Source organism: Blautia sp. HCP3S3_B11 (assembly GCF_052064435.1).
In the GTDB taxonomy this organism is placed as follows: domain Bacteria; phylum Bacillota; class Clostridia; order Lachnospirales; family Lachnospiraceae; genus Blautia_A.
This window is the reverse complement of the sequence record NZ_JBQHVP010000001.1, coordinates 273,745-290,913: the sequence shown is the minus strand read 5'-3', so window position 1 is coordinate 290,913 and position 17,169 is coordinate 273,745. Positions and strand designations below refer to the sequence as shown.

The following is a 17,169-nucleotide window of genomic DNA, read 5'->3' as shown; positions in this document are numbered from 1 at the left end:
TGTTCAGGGATAGGACACTCCGACCATCTCTTAATATGTGGCGGTCAATCAATAATAATTATAGAATACAGGAGGAAATCAAAATGATTTCAAAAGAAAAGAAAGCAGCAATCATGAAAGAATATGCAAGAACTGAAGGAGATACAGGATCACCGGAAGTACAGGTAGCAGTTCTTACAGCAAGAATTCAGGAACTTACAGAGCATTTAAAAACAAACCATAAAGATCATCATTCCAGACGTGGTCTTCTGAAAATGGTAGGTCAGAGACGTGGACTGTTAGCTTACCTGAAGAAAACAGATATCGAAAGATACCGTGCACTGATTGAGAAATTAGGCTTAAGAAAATAATAGCCTTTTAGTATGCGGAAGGGGGCGGATTTCCATCCGCCTCTCTTTTTATGTATATGGCAGTTCTGTAAAATATGGTGTTTTTCAGGATTGCGGTGGCTTGTTGTTTCGACTGCATCTGCATATTCAGAAACTGCGAAACATGACAGGAGTTATTTCCGAGACTACTGAAAAGATTATTTTGCATAGGAAAGTAACAAAGTAGGTAGATATATTTGCCTGAAAAGTAGTTTTTTCAGTTGTTTCGGACTCCTGTTTTAATGTGACAATTTCATAAAAAGTCTGAACGTTGATGGACAAGATTGTCAGCAGACGGAACAGACAAATTTGAAAAGAATAAAGTAATTACCGGACATGCAGTGAACGGTAACAGAAAATGACAACAGAATTATGAAAAAAGGAGAATGAACGTATGTACAAAAGTTATTCCATGGAATTAGCTGGAAGAACCTTAACAGTAGATATCAACCGTGTTGCGAAACAGGCAAACGGTGCTGCATTAATGCATTATGGCGATACTACAGTTTTATCTACAGCAACAGCATCTAAAGAGCCAAGAGAGGGAATCGATTTCTTCCCGTTAAGTGTTGAGTACGAAGAGAAAATGTATGCAGTAGGTAAGATCCCGGGAGGATTTAACAAAAGAGAGGGAAAGGCAAGCGAACATGCTATCCTTACTTCCCGTGTAATTGACAGACCTATGCGTCCTCTGTTTCCGAAAGATTACAGAAACGATGTAACACTGGTAAACATGGTTATGTCTGTTGATCCGGAGTGTAACCCGGAGATTCCGGCTATGCTGGGTTCTGCTATTGCAACCTGCATTTCAGATATTCCGTTTGATGGTCCGTGTGCTACCACACAGGTTGGTCTGATCAATGGTGAATATATTATCAACCCTACTATGGCACAGAAAGATGTTTCCGAACTTCAGCTTACAGTAGCTTCTACAAGAGAGAAAGTAATCATGATCGAAGCTGGCGCAAAAGAAGTTCCGGAAGATAAGATGATTGAAGCTATCTACAAAGCTCATGAAGTAAACCAGGAAATCATTAAATTTATCGATAAGATCGTAGAAGAATGCGGAAAACCGAAACACAGCTATGAATCCTGCGCTGTTCCGGAAGAACTTTTCACAGCAATGAAAGAAATCGTACCACCGGAAGAAATGGAAGTTGCAGTATTCTCTGATGACAAACAGACAAGAGAAGAGAATATCCGCCAGGTAACAGAGAAACTGAAAGAAGCTTTCGCTGATAACGAAGAATGGCTTGCAGTTCTGGGAGAGGCTGTATACCAGTACCAGAAGAAGACTGTCCGTAAGATGATCTTAAAAGACCACAAACGTCCGGATGGCCGTGCAATCACACAGATCCGTCCTCTGGCAGCAGAGACAGACATCATCCCGAGAGTACATGGTTCTGCTATGTTTACACGTGGACAGACACAGATCTGTACAATCACAACTCTGGCTCCTCTTGCAGAAGCTCAGAGACTTGACGGACTTGATGAGTTTGAAACTACAAAGAGATATATGCATCACTATAACTTCCCGTCCTACTCTGTAGGTGAGACAAAACCATCCAGAGGACCGGGACGTCGTGAGATCGGACATGGCGCACTTGCTGAGAGAGCACTGGTTCCTGTACTTCCAAGTGAAGAGGAATTCCCATATGCAATCCGTACTGTATCTGAGACATTTGAATCCAATGGTTCTACTTCTCAGGCAAGCATCTGTGCATCTACAATGTCCCTGATGGCAGCTGGTGTACCGATCAAGAAACCGGTAGCAGGTATTTCCTGTGGTCTGGTAACTGGTGATACAGATGATGATTACATTGTTCTGACAGATATCCAGGGACTTGAGGACTTCTTCGGAGATATGGACTTCAAGGTAGCCGGAACTCATGACGGTATCACAGCAATCCAGATGGATATCAAGATCCATGGACTGACAAGACCGATCGTTGAAGAAGCAATCAGACGTACAAAAGAAGCAAGAGAGTATATCCTGACAGAAGTTATGGAGAAATGTATTGCAGCTCCGCGTACTACTGTAGGTGAATACGCACCGAAGATTATCCAGATTCAGATCGATCCTCAGAAGATCGGCGATGTTGTAGGTCAGAGAGGAAAGACTATCAACACGATCATCGAGCGTACAGGCGTTAAGATCGATATTACAGACGAAGGTGCTGTATCTATCTGTGGCGTAGACCAGAAGAGCATGGATGAGGCAGCTAACATGATTAAGATTATTTCTACTGATTTCGAAGCAGGACAGATCTTTACAGGTAAAGTTGTCAGCATCAAAGAGTTTGGCGCATTTGTTGAATTTGCACCGGGCAAAGAAGGAATGGTTCACATTTCCAAAATCTGCAAAGAAAGAATCAACCGTGTTGAAGATGTTCTCACACTTGGCGATAAAGTTAAGGTTGTATGCCTTGGCAAAGACAAGATGGGAAGAATCAGCTTCAGCATGAAAGATGTACCGGAAGAAGCGTAAAAATATGAGATACCATAATATTACCAAGGACGATATGCTTAACGGCGACGGGCTTCGTGTAGTTCTCTGGGTGGCAGGATGTAATCACTGCTGTCCACAGTGCCAGAATCCTGTCACCTGGGATCCAAACGGCGGACTGCCTTTCGGCGAGGCAGAGCGTGCAGAGATTTTTGCGGAACTGGATAAGGATTACGTAAGCGGAATCACATTTTCAGGTGGAGATCCGCTGCACCCGGCAAATATTACTGAGGTAACATCCTTTGCGAAGGAAATCAGAAAGAGATATCCGGGCAAAACGATCTGGCTTTATACAGGTTTCAGATGGGAAGAAATCTGTCGCGAAGAGATTGTGCGTTATCTGGATGTCTGCGTAGACGGTGAATTTGAGGTGGACAAGAAAGAACTTTCCCTGAAATGGAAAGGTTCGAGCAATCAGAGAGTGATCGATGTTCCCAAAACTCTTCATGAAGGAAAAATCGTATTGCATTAATAAAGAAATAGAGACAGGCAGTTCAAGTATGCTTCAGGTGTACCTGAACTGTCTGCTTTGCTAAACAGGAGAAAAATACAGATGAAACGAATTGCAAAATTTCACAAAGTAAGCAAAGAACGCTTCACAGCAGACTGGATTGATACATTTGCACAGTCTCAGGAAGAAGCAGAAAAAGTATACGAAGCAATCCGCCTGCCAAAGAGAGCAACCGCAGGAAGTGCGGGTTATGATTTCTTTGCACCGGCAGAATTCACACTCAAACCAGGCGAAACAGTGAAAATCCCTACCGGAATTCGCGTAGAAATGCAGCCGGAATGGGTACTGAAATGCTATCCGAGAAGTGGTCTGGGATTTAAATACCGCCTGCAGCTTAATAATACAGTTGGAATCATTGACAGTGATTATTTCTATTCCGATAATGAAGGACATATTTTTGCAAAGATCACAAATGACTCTAATGAAGATAAGACTCTTACCATTCCGGCAGATACAGGATTTATGCAGGGAATCTTTGTAGAGTACGGAATCACAGTTGATGATGAGGTATCAGAAATCCGTAATGGTGGATTTGGAAGTACGACTGCGAAGTAGTAATCAGCCGGATTTCATTTTCTGATATATTGATAATGATAAGGCATGATCTACAAAGTTATGTGATGAAATTAAAAACGGAATGTTAAAAAAGTAGAACGTGAGAAGGAAACAAAGATTTTCTCTTTACGTTCTGCTTTTTCTTTGATATAATATTTTGAGATTCAAAATATTTGCAATACATATAATATAAGTCCAGTTAAAAATTTTATGTAAATGATGCAAATGGGAAAATTAATCGAGTAAAAAGGTGGAGCGGATGAATTTCATCTGCCGGACTATAAAAGTTGAAGATTGAGGAGAAAAAAAGTCATGATCATTGAACCAAAAGTAAGAGAATATATCTGCACAACCGCACATCCGCAGGGCTGCGCAGAGAGTGTGCGCAATCAGGCAGATTATGCCTGTAAGCAGGGAACTGTAAATGGAACCAAGAAGGCGCTGATTATCGGATGCTCTACAGGATATGGACTTGCATCCCGTATCTGTACACTGGAAAACTGCGGAGCTGATACCCTGGGAATTATGTTTGAACGTCAGGCGAATGGCAGAAGAACGGCAACACCGGGATGGTACAATACAGCAGAATTTCACCGTCTGGCGGCAGAAAAGGGGGCTTATGCGAAAACGATTAATGGAGATGCTTTTTCCAAAGAAATAAAAGATAAGGCCATTGAATTGATAAAAAAAGATCTGGGAAAAGTAGATCTGGTAGTGTACAGCCTGGCTGCTCCGAGACGTACGGATGCGGATGGAAAGACATGGTCATCTTGTCTGAAAACTACAGGAGAAGCGTTTACAGAGAAGAGTCTTGATTTAAGAAATAACGAGATTACAGAGAAGACAGTAGAACCTGCCACAGATGAAGAAGTGCTTAGCACAGTGAAAGTTATGGGCGGCGAAGACTGGACAGATTGGATTGATGCGCTGAAAGCGGCAGATGTATTGACGGAAAATGCAGTGACAGTCGCATATTCCTATATCGGACCGGAGCTTACCTATCCAATCTATTATCATGGAACAATCGGAACAGCAAAGCAGCATTTGCAGAAAACAATGACGGAGATCAATCAGGCGCATCCGGACGTACGCGCAGTGATTTCGGTAAATAAAGGACTGGTAACACAGGCAAGTGCGGCTATTCCTGTAGTGCCGCTGTATTTCGCAATTCTTTATAAGGTGATGAAGAAGGCAGGAAACCATGAGAACTGTATCCAGCAGATTGCGAGACTTTTTACACAGAAACTTTATACTTCGGAAGGATTTCTGACAGATGAAAATGGATTTATCCGTATGGATGACTATGAACTGACACCGGAGATCCAGGAAGAGGTAAAAAAATGCTGGGAAGCAGTTACTACGGATACTGTAAATGAATATTGTGATATTGACGGATATTGGGAAGATTTCTATCATATGTTCGGATTCCGCTATGAGGATATTGACTATACGCAGGATGTGGATGCGGATGTGGAGATTGATGGAATCATAATGTAGATGTGGATATACTTTGATAGCTCTCTTGAACGCATTGGTTTGGAGTATAGAAGAATTTATTGAAAAAATGAAACAGTGAGTATTCAATATAGAATTACAGAATAAAAAAGATAAAAAGGATCTGTTTGCCAAAATATTGATTTTATAGCAGATAAAAATATTCTCTCCAGGAGCTGGATATCAGTAAAAACAACTTATATCAGTCAGGAGAGAATATTTTTTAGCTAATTGGTATTTAGAAGAAAATATTAATATTAGATAAAGGTATCTGTTTATTTAGCTTTGTATACCGGATCCGCAGGATATCCACTTCGCAGTTTCTGTATGCCACGCTGCAGGGCATCCTTTGAATTTTTCCAGTCGGCATCTTTGTTTCTGTAGTCAAATTTATCTGACAGCCATACGAGGTCTTCTTCCATGCGCTGAAAATTCTCATCCACCAGCTTAAACATAGCAGGGTAAAATTCTGCTTTTTCTTCTTATTGTGCACAGAAAATTAGTTAGTGTCAAGAAGAACTATAATATCAGGAAAGCAAGAAACTCTCAAGGGAAGCATAAGTGGCGAAGGCCCAGCATAATCCGAAGTCTCCCTGATCTTTTACCGGGGATACACGGTTATATTGACGTAAATCATAGAAAGCAGGAAATATTTCGGTAGATGCAAAAGGGGTATCGCCTGTAGTTATAGAGGAAATGATACCGGATGAATCATCTGTATAAGTCGGGTTGAGGATAAATCCATGTTCTTTGAGTTCGCTTGAGGAATAGACTTCACAGGAGATATCCTCTCCGTCTGCGCCGGCAGCAGGAATACTTTCTGCGATATCACCATTGCTAAATGCTTTTATACAGACATTAGTGCCAGGCTGATAGATATTAAAATCTGTCCAGATATTTCCATGATGGCTAATGTAACTTTCGCCATCAGAGGCTGTGGCGAGGGAACTACTGTCGCCAAGCGGAGCCTCAAAATATGTTTTTGCACCGGCTGTACTCCATAATTTTATAACAACTGCGAAACGTGTTCCGCTTTTTAAGGTTATCGGTTTCTTGAGGTTTACTGTGTGATATCCCGCATATTTGCAAGTGCCTGATGCAGAAGGAGTGGGAAGTTTTAGCAGTGAATCCTTGTCTGCAAATTCTGTTCCCCAGCTGTTTTTACAGAGAAATGCACCATTCCCAGCGGGTTCTGTCACAAAATTTTCTTTTGAGTAGTTATCATCCCAACCGATAATGGCGATAGCGTGATTTGTTGCTATGACGGGAGAAGAACCAACTGGCGCTCTGCCTGCGTTATAATCAGCAGGGAGATAATAGGAAAGATCATCGCTGGAATAATATTCTTCAACAGAAACATAAGATGCGGATACTGCCCCATAATTGATGACGGCCTGTTTGATCGCCTGATTATCCAGAGCACTTTTTCGTTCAGGGATAAAAATAATTTCATCTATTTTAAGAGCTGGTGAAAAAGAAACATCAGCTGCTGAACGGAGATTCTTATAGGGTGCCTGCCATTCGTATACAGGACCAGTTCCACGTGTAAGATAGGCGGCAGCCATAGAAAGACTGCCACCTTCATCGTAATTACGGTCAAAACCTGTGGATGAGGAACGATTACTTGTCTGGTAACCCATATGAAATTCTGAAAAATCACTGGCATTTGGGTTATCAGAATATGGATTCAAAGCAACGGATTTGGAATATGGACCATAGTAGTATTTTCCGTTTATAAGGAGATATGCACGGACTTTATATAATGGACTGCCGGAGTCAAATACCGCAGATTCGTAATATTCAACGTATTTGCCACTTTCAGGATCGTTTAGTATATCTTCGATTTTATAGTATTTGCTGTTTGAATCATCAGCTCGATAAATGAAATATCCAGTAACATAAGGCAAATATTTCCATTTGACTGTGATACCGATATTCTGTTCGGTGACAGATGTCAGGCTGACTTTTGGAATGGATAATTGGCATACGTATCCGGTAGAGCCGTAGTCTCCAAGAGAAATTTTGCTGCCAGTTTTCCGATAGGGACGAACGGCATAATCATAAATTGTTTTTGGAATTGCCATTTCGTCTGTATAAGATGTTTCGAAATAATCGAGATCTGCCAGTTTAGTCCATTTGGATGTTCCTTTCTTTCTGCGATAGATCCGATAGCCGTCAGCACCTGTGATATCGTTCCATTTAAGAAGCATAAGTGTATTTTTTTCAGGCTTTTTTACGGTGGGACGTTTGAACTTTGCAGTGCCGCTCAAACCTTTGGTATTATACTTACTATAGGCTCTGTTACCATTTTGAAATGTGTAAGACTGCACGGTATACAGATAAGCTTTTTTAATCAGTCCGGTATTATCTGTGTAAGAAGTCTGTGAAGGAGAAACAGTTGCAATAGCCTGCCATGAAGCACCCTGTTTATCTTTTTCTTTTCGTAGAATCCGATAACCACTGACATTCTTTACTTTTTTCCAGAAGATGGTGACTTCATGTGAGGATTTGATCTTCTTTAATGTTGGCTTGACAGGAGCGATTGGGGTTCCTGATTCAATAGTAACTGTCATATGACAGGTTCCGAGAGTGAATCCGGTATCGCAATTTACAATAGAAAAAGAAGCTTCTGTCATAGTTCCGACAGGATTTAGAAGAGTGAAGAAATTGTCTCCGGATGCATACATCAGCTCGGTGCCAGGTACGAGTATTTCAGAAGGTGACAAGCTCTCATGGAAATTTCCGATTTCGGAAAAAGGAATTTTTCCTGAGGAATCTGCCTTGACTAAACATACACTCTGAGGAAAAAACAGAGAACTTTTCAGGGAAGTACAGCCGTTGGTTTCAATAGTATCCAGAGAATTAAAACGGCAGTCAAGGAATGAAAGATTCGTGAGTCCACTTACATTTAGGGAAGATAGTTTGTTACCACTTAACTGAATATATTCCAGTCTGGAGTTTGCTGTAAGGTTTAGTGAACGGATTCCTGTGCCTGTACAGGTCAGTTCAATCAATTCAGAATTTTTACTGAGGTCAAGATCGGTAAGCTGCTCAAGATCTGTGCAAGTCAGACTCTTTAATCCTGTAAAGTAAAATAGATCTGTCTGGTACAAAGGAAAGTTTTCGCTGAAGGTAAGAGAAGAAACTTTTTTAAGATATTCACGCGATAACATATGGTCGTCCGTCAGAGGATATAGTTGTTGCATCTGCTGAAACAGGTCGTGTGACCGGAAGTCTTTTTCCTGAAGATATCCAATGTAAATGAGCTGTGTATCATAGTGCTCAATACCTGCGCTGACAAATTTTCGCCGGATTTTTGCGGGAGATGTTATATTAACAGCTGTCAGCCGATAAGAGGAATCAATCATGCCGTTTTCCACAACTGTGATGGTTTCCGGATCTGCAAATTGAGAGAGGTCATAGAATTCCTCGGGAGTATGTGCCGTGTTTCCGCCGCAGTTTAATTCTTCGAGAGGACAGTCGCCAAAATTCAGATCAGACAGTTTATTATCAGAACAGTTTAATCTTTTCAGAGATGAAAAACCGGAAAGGTTCAATTCTGTGAGAAGGTTGTTCTGGCAATAAATAGTGTCCAGTGATCTGGTGGAAGGCAGCTTTAAGGTCTGTATACTGCTGGAAGAGCAGTCCAGATACTTTAAGTTAGAAAGTCGGCTCATGTTCAGGATATCCAGAGAATTTTTGGAACAGATAAGCTTTTCCAGTGCTGGCATGGAAGCCGGGTTTAAGGATGAAAGATTACAGTCGCTGCAATTTAACTCTTTCAGTCCGGAAAAACGTGAAAAATTAAATTCGTTAAGAAAATTGGAAGCGATATTTAATTTTTCAAGAGAAGAAGTTTTTGAAAAACTTATCTCGGTGGAATTTCCAAAAAAATTAGAAGAAGCATCCAGCTCTTTCAATTTTTTACAGGAAGAGAGATTCAATCGAGTCAGATTATTGTAGGAACAGTTCAGGGATTTCAGGGCAGTGTTGGATTTCAGGTCAAGAAAGAGCAGTTGATTATGGGAACAGTCCAGAGTTTTCAGATTGTAAAAATATTCAATACCTTTTAACGAATCGACAGACATAGAAGATATATTGATCTTGGTACATGCTTCGATTTCCTTGGCAGAAAGAAGTCCATTATGGTCCGTGTCAACGTTTTCAGAAATCCACTCTCTGAAGACAGGGTCTTCAAATCCGCTGTCGTCGGTGAGTGAAATGGACGAAGCTTTATTTGCGTTTGGAAGAAATTCTGGTTCTGAATCATCTGAAATATCTGATATGTTATCAGAATCAGTACCGTTACAGATATCATCAGAGATACTTGCATCGGAGAAGATTTCGTCAGAAACAGTATTATCAGAAACAGTATTATCAGAAACAGTTCCATCAGAAAAATCTTCGCCGGAAATAGCCCATGAAATCTGGGCATCAGAGAAAATCATAAGAAAACTTAAGACAAAGGGTAGAAAGTTTTTCTTTTTAATCATATAGAGACCTCCTTCTCTTGGGACGGTGTAATATCATCCGCTGATAGTAAATGTTACATGATATTAGGGGTTACTTATAGTATATAGATAAAAAAAAGGGAATCTATTAACTATTGGTTAGTAGGTTGTTGAATTTCGGATGAAGTTAAAAGTATATGATTTTTAAGAAATTAGTTTTCTGGTAAGGTTTGATATGGTATGATGTGTACAATAAAAAAATAAATGGTAACTGTTCAGTACCTTCACAGTTACGAGTCAAAATCCATTAAAAATCGCCTTCGGCGATGGGATTTTGACTTGTATGTCTTGGGATTTTGGCATGTTCATGCCAAAACACCTCGCGGGATAGTAGACTGCTGAATAGTTACTATAAATGTAACTATTTTGGAGTGAGTTGAGACTTGCTTATCAAAATAATTTAAGGGGGATAAAGTAAATGGTAGAATTACAGCTTAATGAGAACTGGCAATTATGCGATATTAAGAAACAGGATTGGGTTCCTGCGCAGGTGCCAGGGGATATCTATTCAGCGCTTCTTAAAGCGGGAAAGATGTCTGATCCATTCTTTGGAGACAACGAATATCAGGCGAAAGCATTGATGGAGGAGGATTACGAATATCGAACTGTATTTACATATGATGAGAAACAGTTTGAGAATTGTCAGGAAGTACTTCTTAGATTTGACGGAATCGATACGATCGCAGATATTTATCTGAATGAATGTTATCTGGGAAGAGCAGATAATATGCACAGAGTCTGGGAATTTCCGGTTGGAGAACTGTTACAGGAAGGCGAGAATACACTTCGGGTTATCATCAGATCACCTTTGAAATTCATGGCAGAGGCTTTTAAAAAGTACAAAAACATCGGAAATGAAGATACAGTAGAGGGATTTATGCATCTTCGTAAAGCTCATTACATGTCTGGATGGGACTGGGGTGCCTGTCTGCCGGATGGCGGTATTTTCCGTCCAGTAACTCTTCTGGGAATCAAGTCAGCCAGACTGGACAGCATATATATCCGTCAGGTACATGAGGATGGAAAAGTACTGCTGATTCCGGAAGTGGATGTAGAGACAGTAGACGAAGAGGAAATTGATACAGACGGAAAAAACAGCGTGGAGATTCCTGATCAGGGCGTGGAAAGTGAAGCGGATGAGGATTTACTGGAATATGAAGTTACAGTAACTGAGCCAGATGGAACGGAAATTGTAAGTGACGGATCTCCGGATGAAATCGTAATCGAGAATCCACAGTTCTGGTGGCCAAACGGTCTGGGAGAGCAGCCATTATATCAGGTTCAGGTAGATCTGAAAGCAGGAGATAAAACCGTCGATACCTGGTGTAAGAAAATCGGACTTCGGACACTGACCATGCACATTGAGAAAGATGAGTGGGGAGAAAGCTTTGCTCACGAAGTGAATGGCCATCAGGTTTTTGCAATGGGTGCAGACTATATTCCAGAGGATAATCTGCTGCAGAGAACCTCAAAGGAACGTACCAGAGAATTGCTTCTTCAGTGTAAGAGAGCAAACTTTAACACGATTCGTGTCTGGGGCGGCGGCTATTATCCGGAGGACTGGTTCTTTGATCTTTGTGATGAACTTGGCCTGATGGTATGGCAGGACTTTATGTTTGCCTGCTCGGTCTATGAACTGACACCGGAATTTGAGGCGAATATCCGTCAGGAATTTATTGATAATATCAAAAGAATCCGTCATCATGCGTCACTTGCACTGTGGTGTGGCAATAATGAGATGGAAATGTTTGTAAAACAGGGTAATTGGGTAACGAAACCTACAGAGGTGAGAGACTATCTGCTGATGTATGAGCGCATTATTCCGGAAGTACTCAGAGAATATGATCCGGATACATTTTACTGGCCGGCAAGCCCGTCATCAGGCGGATCTTTTGATGAGCCGAATGATCCGAATCGTGGAGATGTGCATTACTGGGAGGTATGGCATGGAAACAAGCCATTTGCGGAATATCGCAAATATTTCTTCCGCTATGCTTCTGAATTTGGCTTCCAGTCATTCCCGTCTGTTAAGACACTGGAGACGGTAACTGATGATCCGAGAGAACTGAATCCGTTTTCTTATGTGATGGAGAAACATCAGAGAAACTATGGCGGAAATGGAAAGATTGCCAAGTATATGCAGGCTGCCTATCGTTATCCGGAGAACTTCAGTGCTTTTGTATATGCCTCTCAGCTTCTTCAGGCAGATGGAATCCGCTATGGAGTAGAACATTACCGTAGAAACCGAGGTCGCTGTATGGGAGCCATCTACTGGCAACTAAATGACTGTTGGCCGGTTATTTCCTGGTCATCCATTGATTATTATGGAAGATGGAAAGCTCTTCATTATTATGCGAAGAGATTCTTTGCACCGGTAATGCTTTCCTGCGAGGAGCAGAGCTGGATGACAGTGGAAGCGGATATGAACCGTCAGCATTTCGAATTTGAGAAGTCTATCCGCCTGAATGTGACAAATGAGACTCTGGCTGCGCGTAAAGTGCTGGTAAAATTTGCAGTGCGTGATGCCAGTGCCAAAATCCTGCGACAGGAAGAACAGTGGCTAGAAGTTCCTGCACTTTCCAGTGTGTGGATGGATAAAGTAGAGCTTCCGGAAATTGACAGTTTCAATGAATATGTAAGCTATGAAGCATGGGAGAATGAGAAGATTATTTCTCAGGGAACAGTGATCTTCTCCTATCCGAAATATTTCCATTACCAGGATCCGAAGCTTTCAGTGAGAGTGGAAGGGGATGAGATTATTGTCAGTGCAGAAGCCTATGCTAAGAGCGTAGAAATTCAGAATGAGAACGACGATCTGATTCTGGAGGATAATTACTTCGATATGAATGCAGGCGAACGCAGAGTAAAAATCCTTGATGGAAAACCAGAAAACCTGAAAGTGCGCAGTGTGTACGATATATAAGTCAGGACTTTGGGCAGACACTTACTTGATTCGTTTAAATAAGAGTTTGCCTTAATAGGTATTACGATTGCAAAAGTCAATAATCGGCAAATAGAAATATATGAATATTGAAAATCAGAAGAGATAGAAATTTTCTGATGGGAAATGAAATATATAAAAAATAAGAATCTCCAACATTTACAAAATGTAGGAGATTCTTATTTTAAATTAGTCGATCTTTTCGAGAGAATCCTTTGCGTTCTGAAGAACTGTATCAAAAGCAACAGCAGCTTTTGCGTATTCTTCGTCACTTTCGATGTTGGAAAGCATAGGATCGCCGCTTTCTGTGCGGGCAAATGTATAAAGGTAAACTTCACCACTCTGGTTCTGTCCATTCTCGTCCAGTGGGAGAAGTGCGATGTATTCTTTTGCATCTACCGGGAAAATAGTAAGGATCGCGCATTCTACCTCAGTATCATCTTCCATGGTGAGTGTGATAGTTTTGTGTTCTTCAGATGTGCCATATCCACTGCTGGAATTACATCCGCCGCCGCAGGAAGCGCAGTCACTTGGGTTACATCCGCCAAATGTAAATTCGTCACTCATTTTATATTCCTCATTCTTTCTTTTTTATCAGTGAGCGGGGAAATATCTGCCGCCTCAATTTCGTTTTATTGTAGCAGAAACACAGTAAGAATGCAAGCTGCTGTTCTCAGTAACTACACTACAATATAAAAAGATGTTTGTTACAGGTGCAAAACGTGTTATAATGGATAAAACAGTGTTTATAGTAAATATTCAGATTATAAGGGGATCAGCTTATATGAAATTAATTTCATGGAATGTAAATGGAATTCGTGCCTGCATTGGCAAGGGATTTGAAGAGAGTTTTGCTGCGCTTGACGCAGATATTTTTTGCCTGCAGGAAACGAAGTGCCAGCAGGGACAGGTAGAACTGGAACTTCCGGGATATCATCAGTACTGGAATTATGCGAACAGACGCGGCTACTCCGGAACTGCTGTTTTTACAAAGAAAGAACCGATATCTGTAGCTTACGGTCTGGGAATCGAAGAGCATGATAAAGAAGGACGAGTGATCACTCTGGAATTTGAGAACTTTTATCTTGTGACTGTATATACACCAAATTCCCAGAGTGAATTACGCAGACTGGAATACCGTATGCACTGGGAAGAGGATTTCCTGGCATATCTTTTAAAATTACAGGAGAAGAAACCGGTGATCTGCTGTGGCGATTTCAATGTGGCCCATAAAGAAATTGACTTAAAGAATCCAAAGACAAATCGTAAAAACGCCGGCTTTACAGATGAAGAAAGAGCATGTTTTGATAAGATACTTGAGAGCGGATTTATAGATACGTTCCGTTATTTTTATCCGGATGTGGAAGGAAGATATTCCTGGTGGTCTTACCGCTTTAAGGCGAGAGAGAAGAATGCAGGATGGAGAATTGACTATTTTATCACTTCTCCACAGCTGAAAGATAAGCTAAAAGGCGCTGAAATTCATTCTGATATCATGGGTTCAGACCATTGTCCGGTAGAACTTGAGATAGAATTAGATTGATGCACATCACAAAGTATGTTGCAAGATGTAGAGAGAACAGTGACGATTGACAGGGATGGCATATCATATGGACAGACATAAGCAGTAAGAAAGAAGATGGAGGAGACGAAGAGATGGTTGAACGCAGAAAGATAAGAACAGAAAAGGGGCTGGCTCTTGTGCCTGGTGCAAATAAGCTCTCGGGTGGCTATAATTTTGCAGTGGAGGTACCGGAGAACAGCCAGGCATCCCTGGTTCTTTACAAAAAGAAATCAAGAAAACCTTTTGTGGAGATTCCTTTTACGCAAGAAGAAAGAATCGGGAATATGTATGCGTTATCCATCCCGGATTTTCAGCCGGAGGCATATGAATATAATTTTATGGTAGATGGAAAAGTTTACACCGATCCCTGTGCGTACCGGATTCTGGGAAGAGAGAAATTTGGTGCGGCAGTGGATACGGATATTCATAAGGTAAGATGCGGATTTCTCCGAAATGAGGCATTTGACTGGGAAGGTGATAAAGAACCGTCAATTCCATACCATGAAATGATTCTTTATAAACTACATGTAAGAGGATATACAAAGACAAACCGAACTGTAACAGGTACGAAAGGAACTTTTCAGGCTCTGGAAGAAATGATTCCATACTGGAAGGAACTGGGTATTAATACGATCGAGCTGATGCCTGCATATGAATTCATGGAAAGCGGCACATGCAGAGACGCAGAGAAAGAGGAAATGGTATCTGAAAAACGTACAGAGGGCCGCGTGAATTTCTGGGGTTACATACCAGGCTATTATTTTGCACCAAAGAGATCTTACTGTGCCACAGATGACCCGGAGAAAGAGTTTAAGACACTGATTAAAAAGTTACATCAGGCTGGAATTGCCTGTATTATGGAAATGTATTTTCCGAAAGAATGCAACATGATCGTAGTATTGCGGGCATTACAATTCTGGAAACTTTATTATCATGTGGACGGCTTTCATTTACTGGGAGAGGGAGTTCCGACAGAAATTCTTATGCATGATGCGATTTTGAGTAATACACGACTGATGTTTCACGATTTTAATGCAGATCAGATTATTAAAAAGAAAAAATCCGATGATAAATGTATTGCACAATATGAGCCGGGATTTCTGCAGGATATGCGCAGATTTTTAAAAAGTGATGAAGATATGGTCGGTGCTGCGGCATATAGGTTCAGAAGAAATCCGAGAGATTACGCTGTTATCAACTACATGGCCTGTCAGGATGGCTTTACCCTGAATGATATGGTAACCTATAATTACAGACATAATGAAGCCAATCAGGAGAATAATCAGGATGGCAGCAGCTACAATTATTCATGGAACTGTGGTGTGGAAGGACCAAGCAGAAAGTTGCAGGTCCGTCAGATGAGAGAACGTCAGATAAGAAATGCGTTTCTTATGATGCTGCTCAGCCAGGGAGTGCCTCTGATTTATGGTGGAGATGAGATAGGAAATTCCCAGAACGGAAATAATAATGCGTATTGCCAGGACAACCAGGTAGGATGGATTGACTGGAAGGGTATGAAGAAGAATCGGCAACTGCTTGAATTTGTAAAAAGTGCGATTGCGTTTCGTAAAGAGCATCCGATCCTTCACGTGCCGGATGAATTGCGGGGCGTAGATTACAAGACAAAGGGACTGCCGGATGTTTCGCTTCATGGAGAGCGTGCCTGGTATATGAATTCAGAGAATACTTCAAGATTACTTGGAATCATGTACTATGGTGCTTATGCAAAAAAAGCGGATGGAAGTGATGATGCTTCTGTTTATATCGCATATAATTTTCATTGGGAAACCAGGGAATTTGCCCTTCCTAATCTGAGACATAAACGCTGGAAAAAGGTGATTGATACCAGTGCCGAAAAAGAAAATTACTTTCTTAAAGAAAGCGAAGAAAAATACAGTAAGAAGCTGGAGATCGCACCGCGTACGATCGTGGTATTGCTGGCAGTAGAGGAGGAGAAGAAAGATGCATCCGTGGCTGCACTTTAAAACAATAACCAGACATAAACTGCTGGTCATGCATTATTGTTTCCGGGCAGGTTTGTATAAACAGGGACTGCTCCATGACTTGTCGAAATATGAACCGGTAGAATTTCTGGTTGGATGTAAATATTATCAGGGAGACCGAAGTCCGAATAATGCCGAGCGAGAGGAAACAGGACTGTCTAAGTCCTGGCTGCATCATAAGGGCAGAAATAAACATCATTTTGAATACTGGGTGGATTATGCGCCGGGAGATGAGCACATTATCAATGGCGTTCCTATGCCGCGTAAATATATCGCAGAGATGGTAATGGACAGAATCAGCGCGTCCAGAAATTATCTGGGTAATAAATATGACCAGCATCAGCCTTTGGAATATTTTATGAAGAGTAAAGAGAAGCTTTGGTTTATTCATCCAAAGACGAAGAGAGATCTGGAGGGACTGTTAAGGATTCTTGATGATCATGGAGAGGAAGTGTTGATTTCTTATATTAGGAATGTTTATTTGAAAAAGGATAAAAAAAGAGCTTATGCAAAACATGTGTCAAAAAGAACAGGTTCTAAAAAGTATCTTTCTCATTAATTTTCACACGCCACTATTCCGCGAGGTGTTTTGGCATAAAAAATGCCAAAATAAGGTGTAAAACCTAAAAATGGGCAAAAAAATAGCCAAAAATGAGAAATACACTTGTATGATATACAGGTAATGTGGTAAAGTAACCGAGTACGAGAGAGGTACG

The 17,169-nt window shown here is 41.1% G+C and carries 11 protein-coding genes and 1 pseudogene; 9 read left to right on the top strand and 3 right to left on the bottom strand.

Annotated elements, in window-relative coordinates; translation table 11 throughout:
* Positions 1–83 precede the first annotated feature (83 nt).
* From rpsO to fabV, 5 genes are all read left to right on the top strand, one after another.
* Positions 84–350, top strand: a complete 267-nt coding sequence (rpsO, locus tag ACTNC0_RS01285) for a 30S ribosomal protein S15 (RefSeq protein WP_117676285.1) — start codon at positions 84–86, stop codon at positions 348–350.
* A gap of 412 nt (positions 351–762) precedes the next feature.
* Positions 763–2,856: a polyribonucleotide nucleotidyltransferase gene (locus tag ACTNC0_RS01280; protein ID WP_117844929.1), complete on the top strand. Its 2,094-nt coding sequence runs from the start codon at positions 763–765 to the stop codon at positions 2,854–2,856.
* Positions 2,857–2,860: 4 nt separating this feature from the next.
* Positions 2,861–3,346, top strand: coding sequence for an anaerobic ribonucleoside-triphosphate reductase activating protein (gene nrdG / locus ACTNC0_RS01275; RefSeq protein WP_117676283.1), 486 nt, complete (start codon positions 2,861–2,863; stop codon positions 3,344–3,346).
* Between the two features lie 81 nt (positions 3,347–3,427).
* The gene (locus tag ACTNC0_RS01270) at positions 3,428–3,940 is read left to right on the top strand and encodes a deoxyuridine 5'-triphosphate nucleotidohydrolase (protein WP_441086030.1); all 513 of its coding nucleotides are present in this window, start codon (positions 3,428–3,430) and stop codon (positions 3,938–3,940) included.
* Between the two features lie 312 nt (positions 3,941–4,252).
* A complete protein-coding gene (gene fabV, locus ACTNC0_RS01265) occupies positions 4,253–5,437 on the top strand; it encodes an enoyl-ACP reductase FabV (protein ID WP_441086029.1) in 1,185 nt (394 codons plus the stop codon).
* Positions 5,438–5,709: 272 nt separating this feature from the next.
* On the opposite strand, the pseudogene ACTNC0_RS01260 reads toward fabV, so the two are convergent.
* Together ACTNC0_RS01260 and ACTNC0_RS01255 are read right to left on the bottom strand one after the other, a co-directional pair.
* A pseudogene (locus ACTNC0_RS01260) lies at positions 5,710–5,901 on the bottom strand (DUF6062 family protein); the annotation flags it as partial.
* 60 nt (positions 5,902–5,961) lie between these two features.
* Positions 5,962–9,927, bottom strand: coding sequence for a lectin like domain-containing protein (locus tag ACTNC0_RS01255; RefSeq protein WP_441086028.1), 3,966 nt, complete (start codon positions 9,925–9,927; stop codon positions 5,962–5,964).
* 436 nt (positions 9,928–10,363) lie between these two features.
* Here ACTNC0_RS01255 and ACTNC0_RS01250 point away from each other — a divergent pair, with 436 nt between their 5' ends.
* Entirely contained in the window at positions 10,364–12,868 is a 2,505-nt protein-coding gene (locus ACTNC0_RS01250) for a beta-mannosidase (RefSeq protein WP_441086027.1), read from the top strand.
* 207 nt (positions 12,869–13,075) lie between these two features.
* On the opposite strand, the gene ACTNC0_RS01245 is transcribed toward ACTNC0_RS01250, so the two are convergent.
* On the bottom strand, positions 13,076–13,453 hold the full coding sequence (locus tag ACTNC0_RS01245) for a DUF1292 domain-containing protein (protein ID WP_441086026.1): 378 nt from the start codon (positions 13,451–13,453) through the stop codon (positions 13,076–13,078).
* Positions 13,454–13,670: 217 nt separating this feature from the next.
* Here ACTNC0_RS01245 and ACTNC0_RS01240 point away from each other — a divergent pair, with 217 nt between their 5' ends.
* The 3 genes from ACTNC0_RS01240 to ACTNC0_RS01230 all read left to right on the top strand — a co-directional run bounded on the left by ACTNC0_RS01240 (position 13,671) and on the right by ACTNC0_RS01230 (position 17,012).
* Positions 13,671–14,429: an exodeoxyribonuclease III gene (locus ACTNC0_RS01240; RefSeq protein ID WP_441086025.1), complete on the top strand. Its 759-nt coding sequence runs from the start codon at positions 13,671–13,673 to the stop codon at positions 14,427–14,429.
* A gap of 113 nt (positions 14,430–14,542) precedes the next feature.
* Positions 14,543–16,435 carry a Type II secretory pathway, pullulanase PulA and related glycosidase gene (locus tag ACTNC0_RS01235; protein WP_441086024.1) on the top strand — a complete coding sequence of 631 codons (1,893 nt, stop codon included), beginning with the start codon at positions 14,543–14,545 and terminating at the stop codon, positions 16,433–16,435.
* Positions 16,413–17,012, top strand: a complete 600-nt coding sequence (locus tag ACTNC0_RS01230) for a DUF5662 family protein (protein ID WP_441086023.1) — start codon at positions 16,413–16,415, stop codon at positions 17,010–17,012. Before ACTNC0_RS01235 ends, ACTNC0_RS01230 begins: the two co-directional genes overlap by 23 nt.
* Positions 17,013–17,169: the final 157 nt, after the last annotated feature.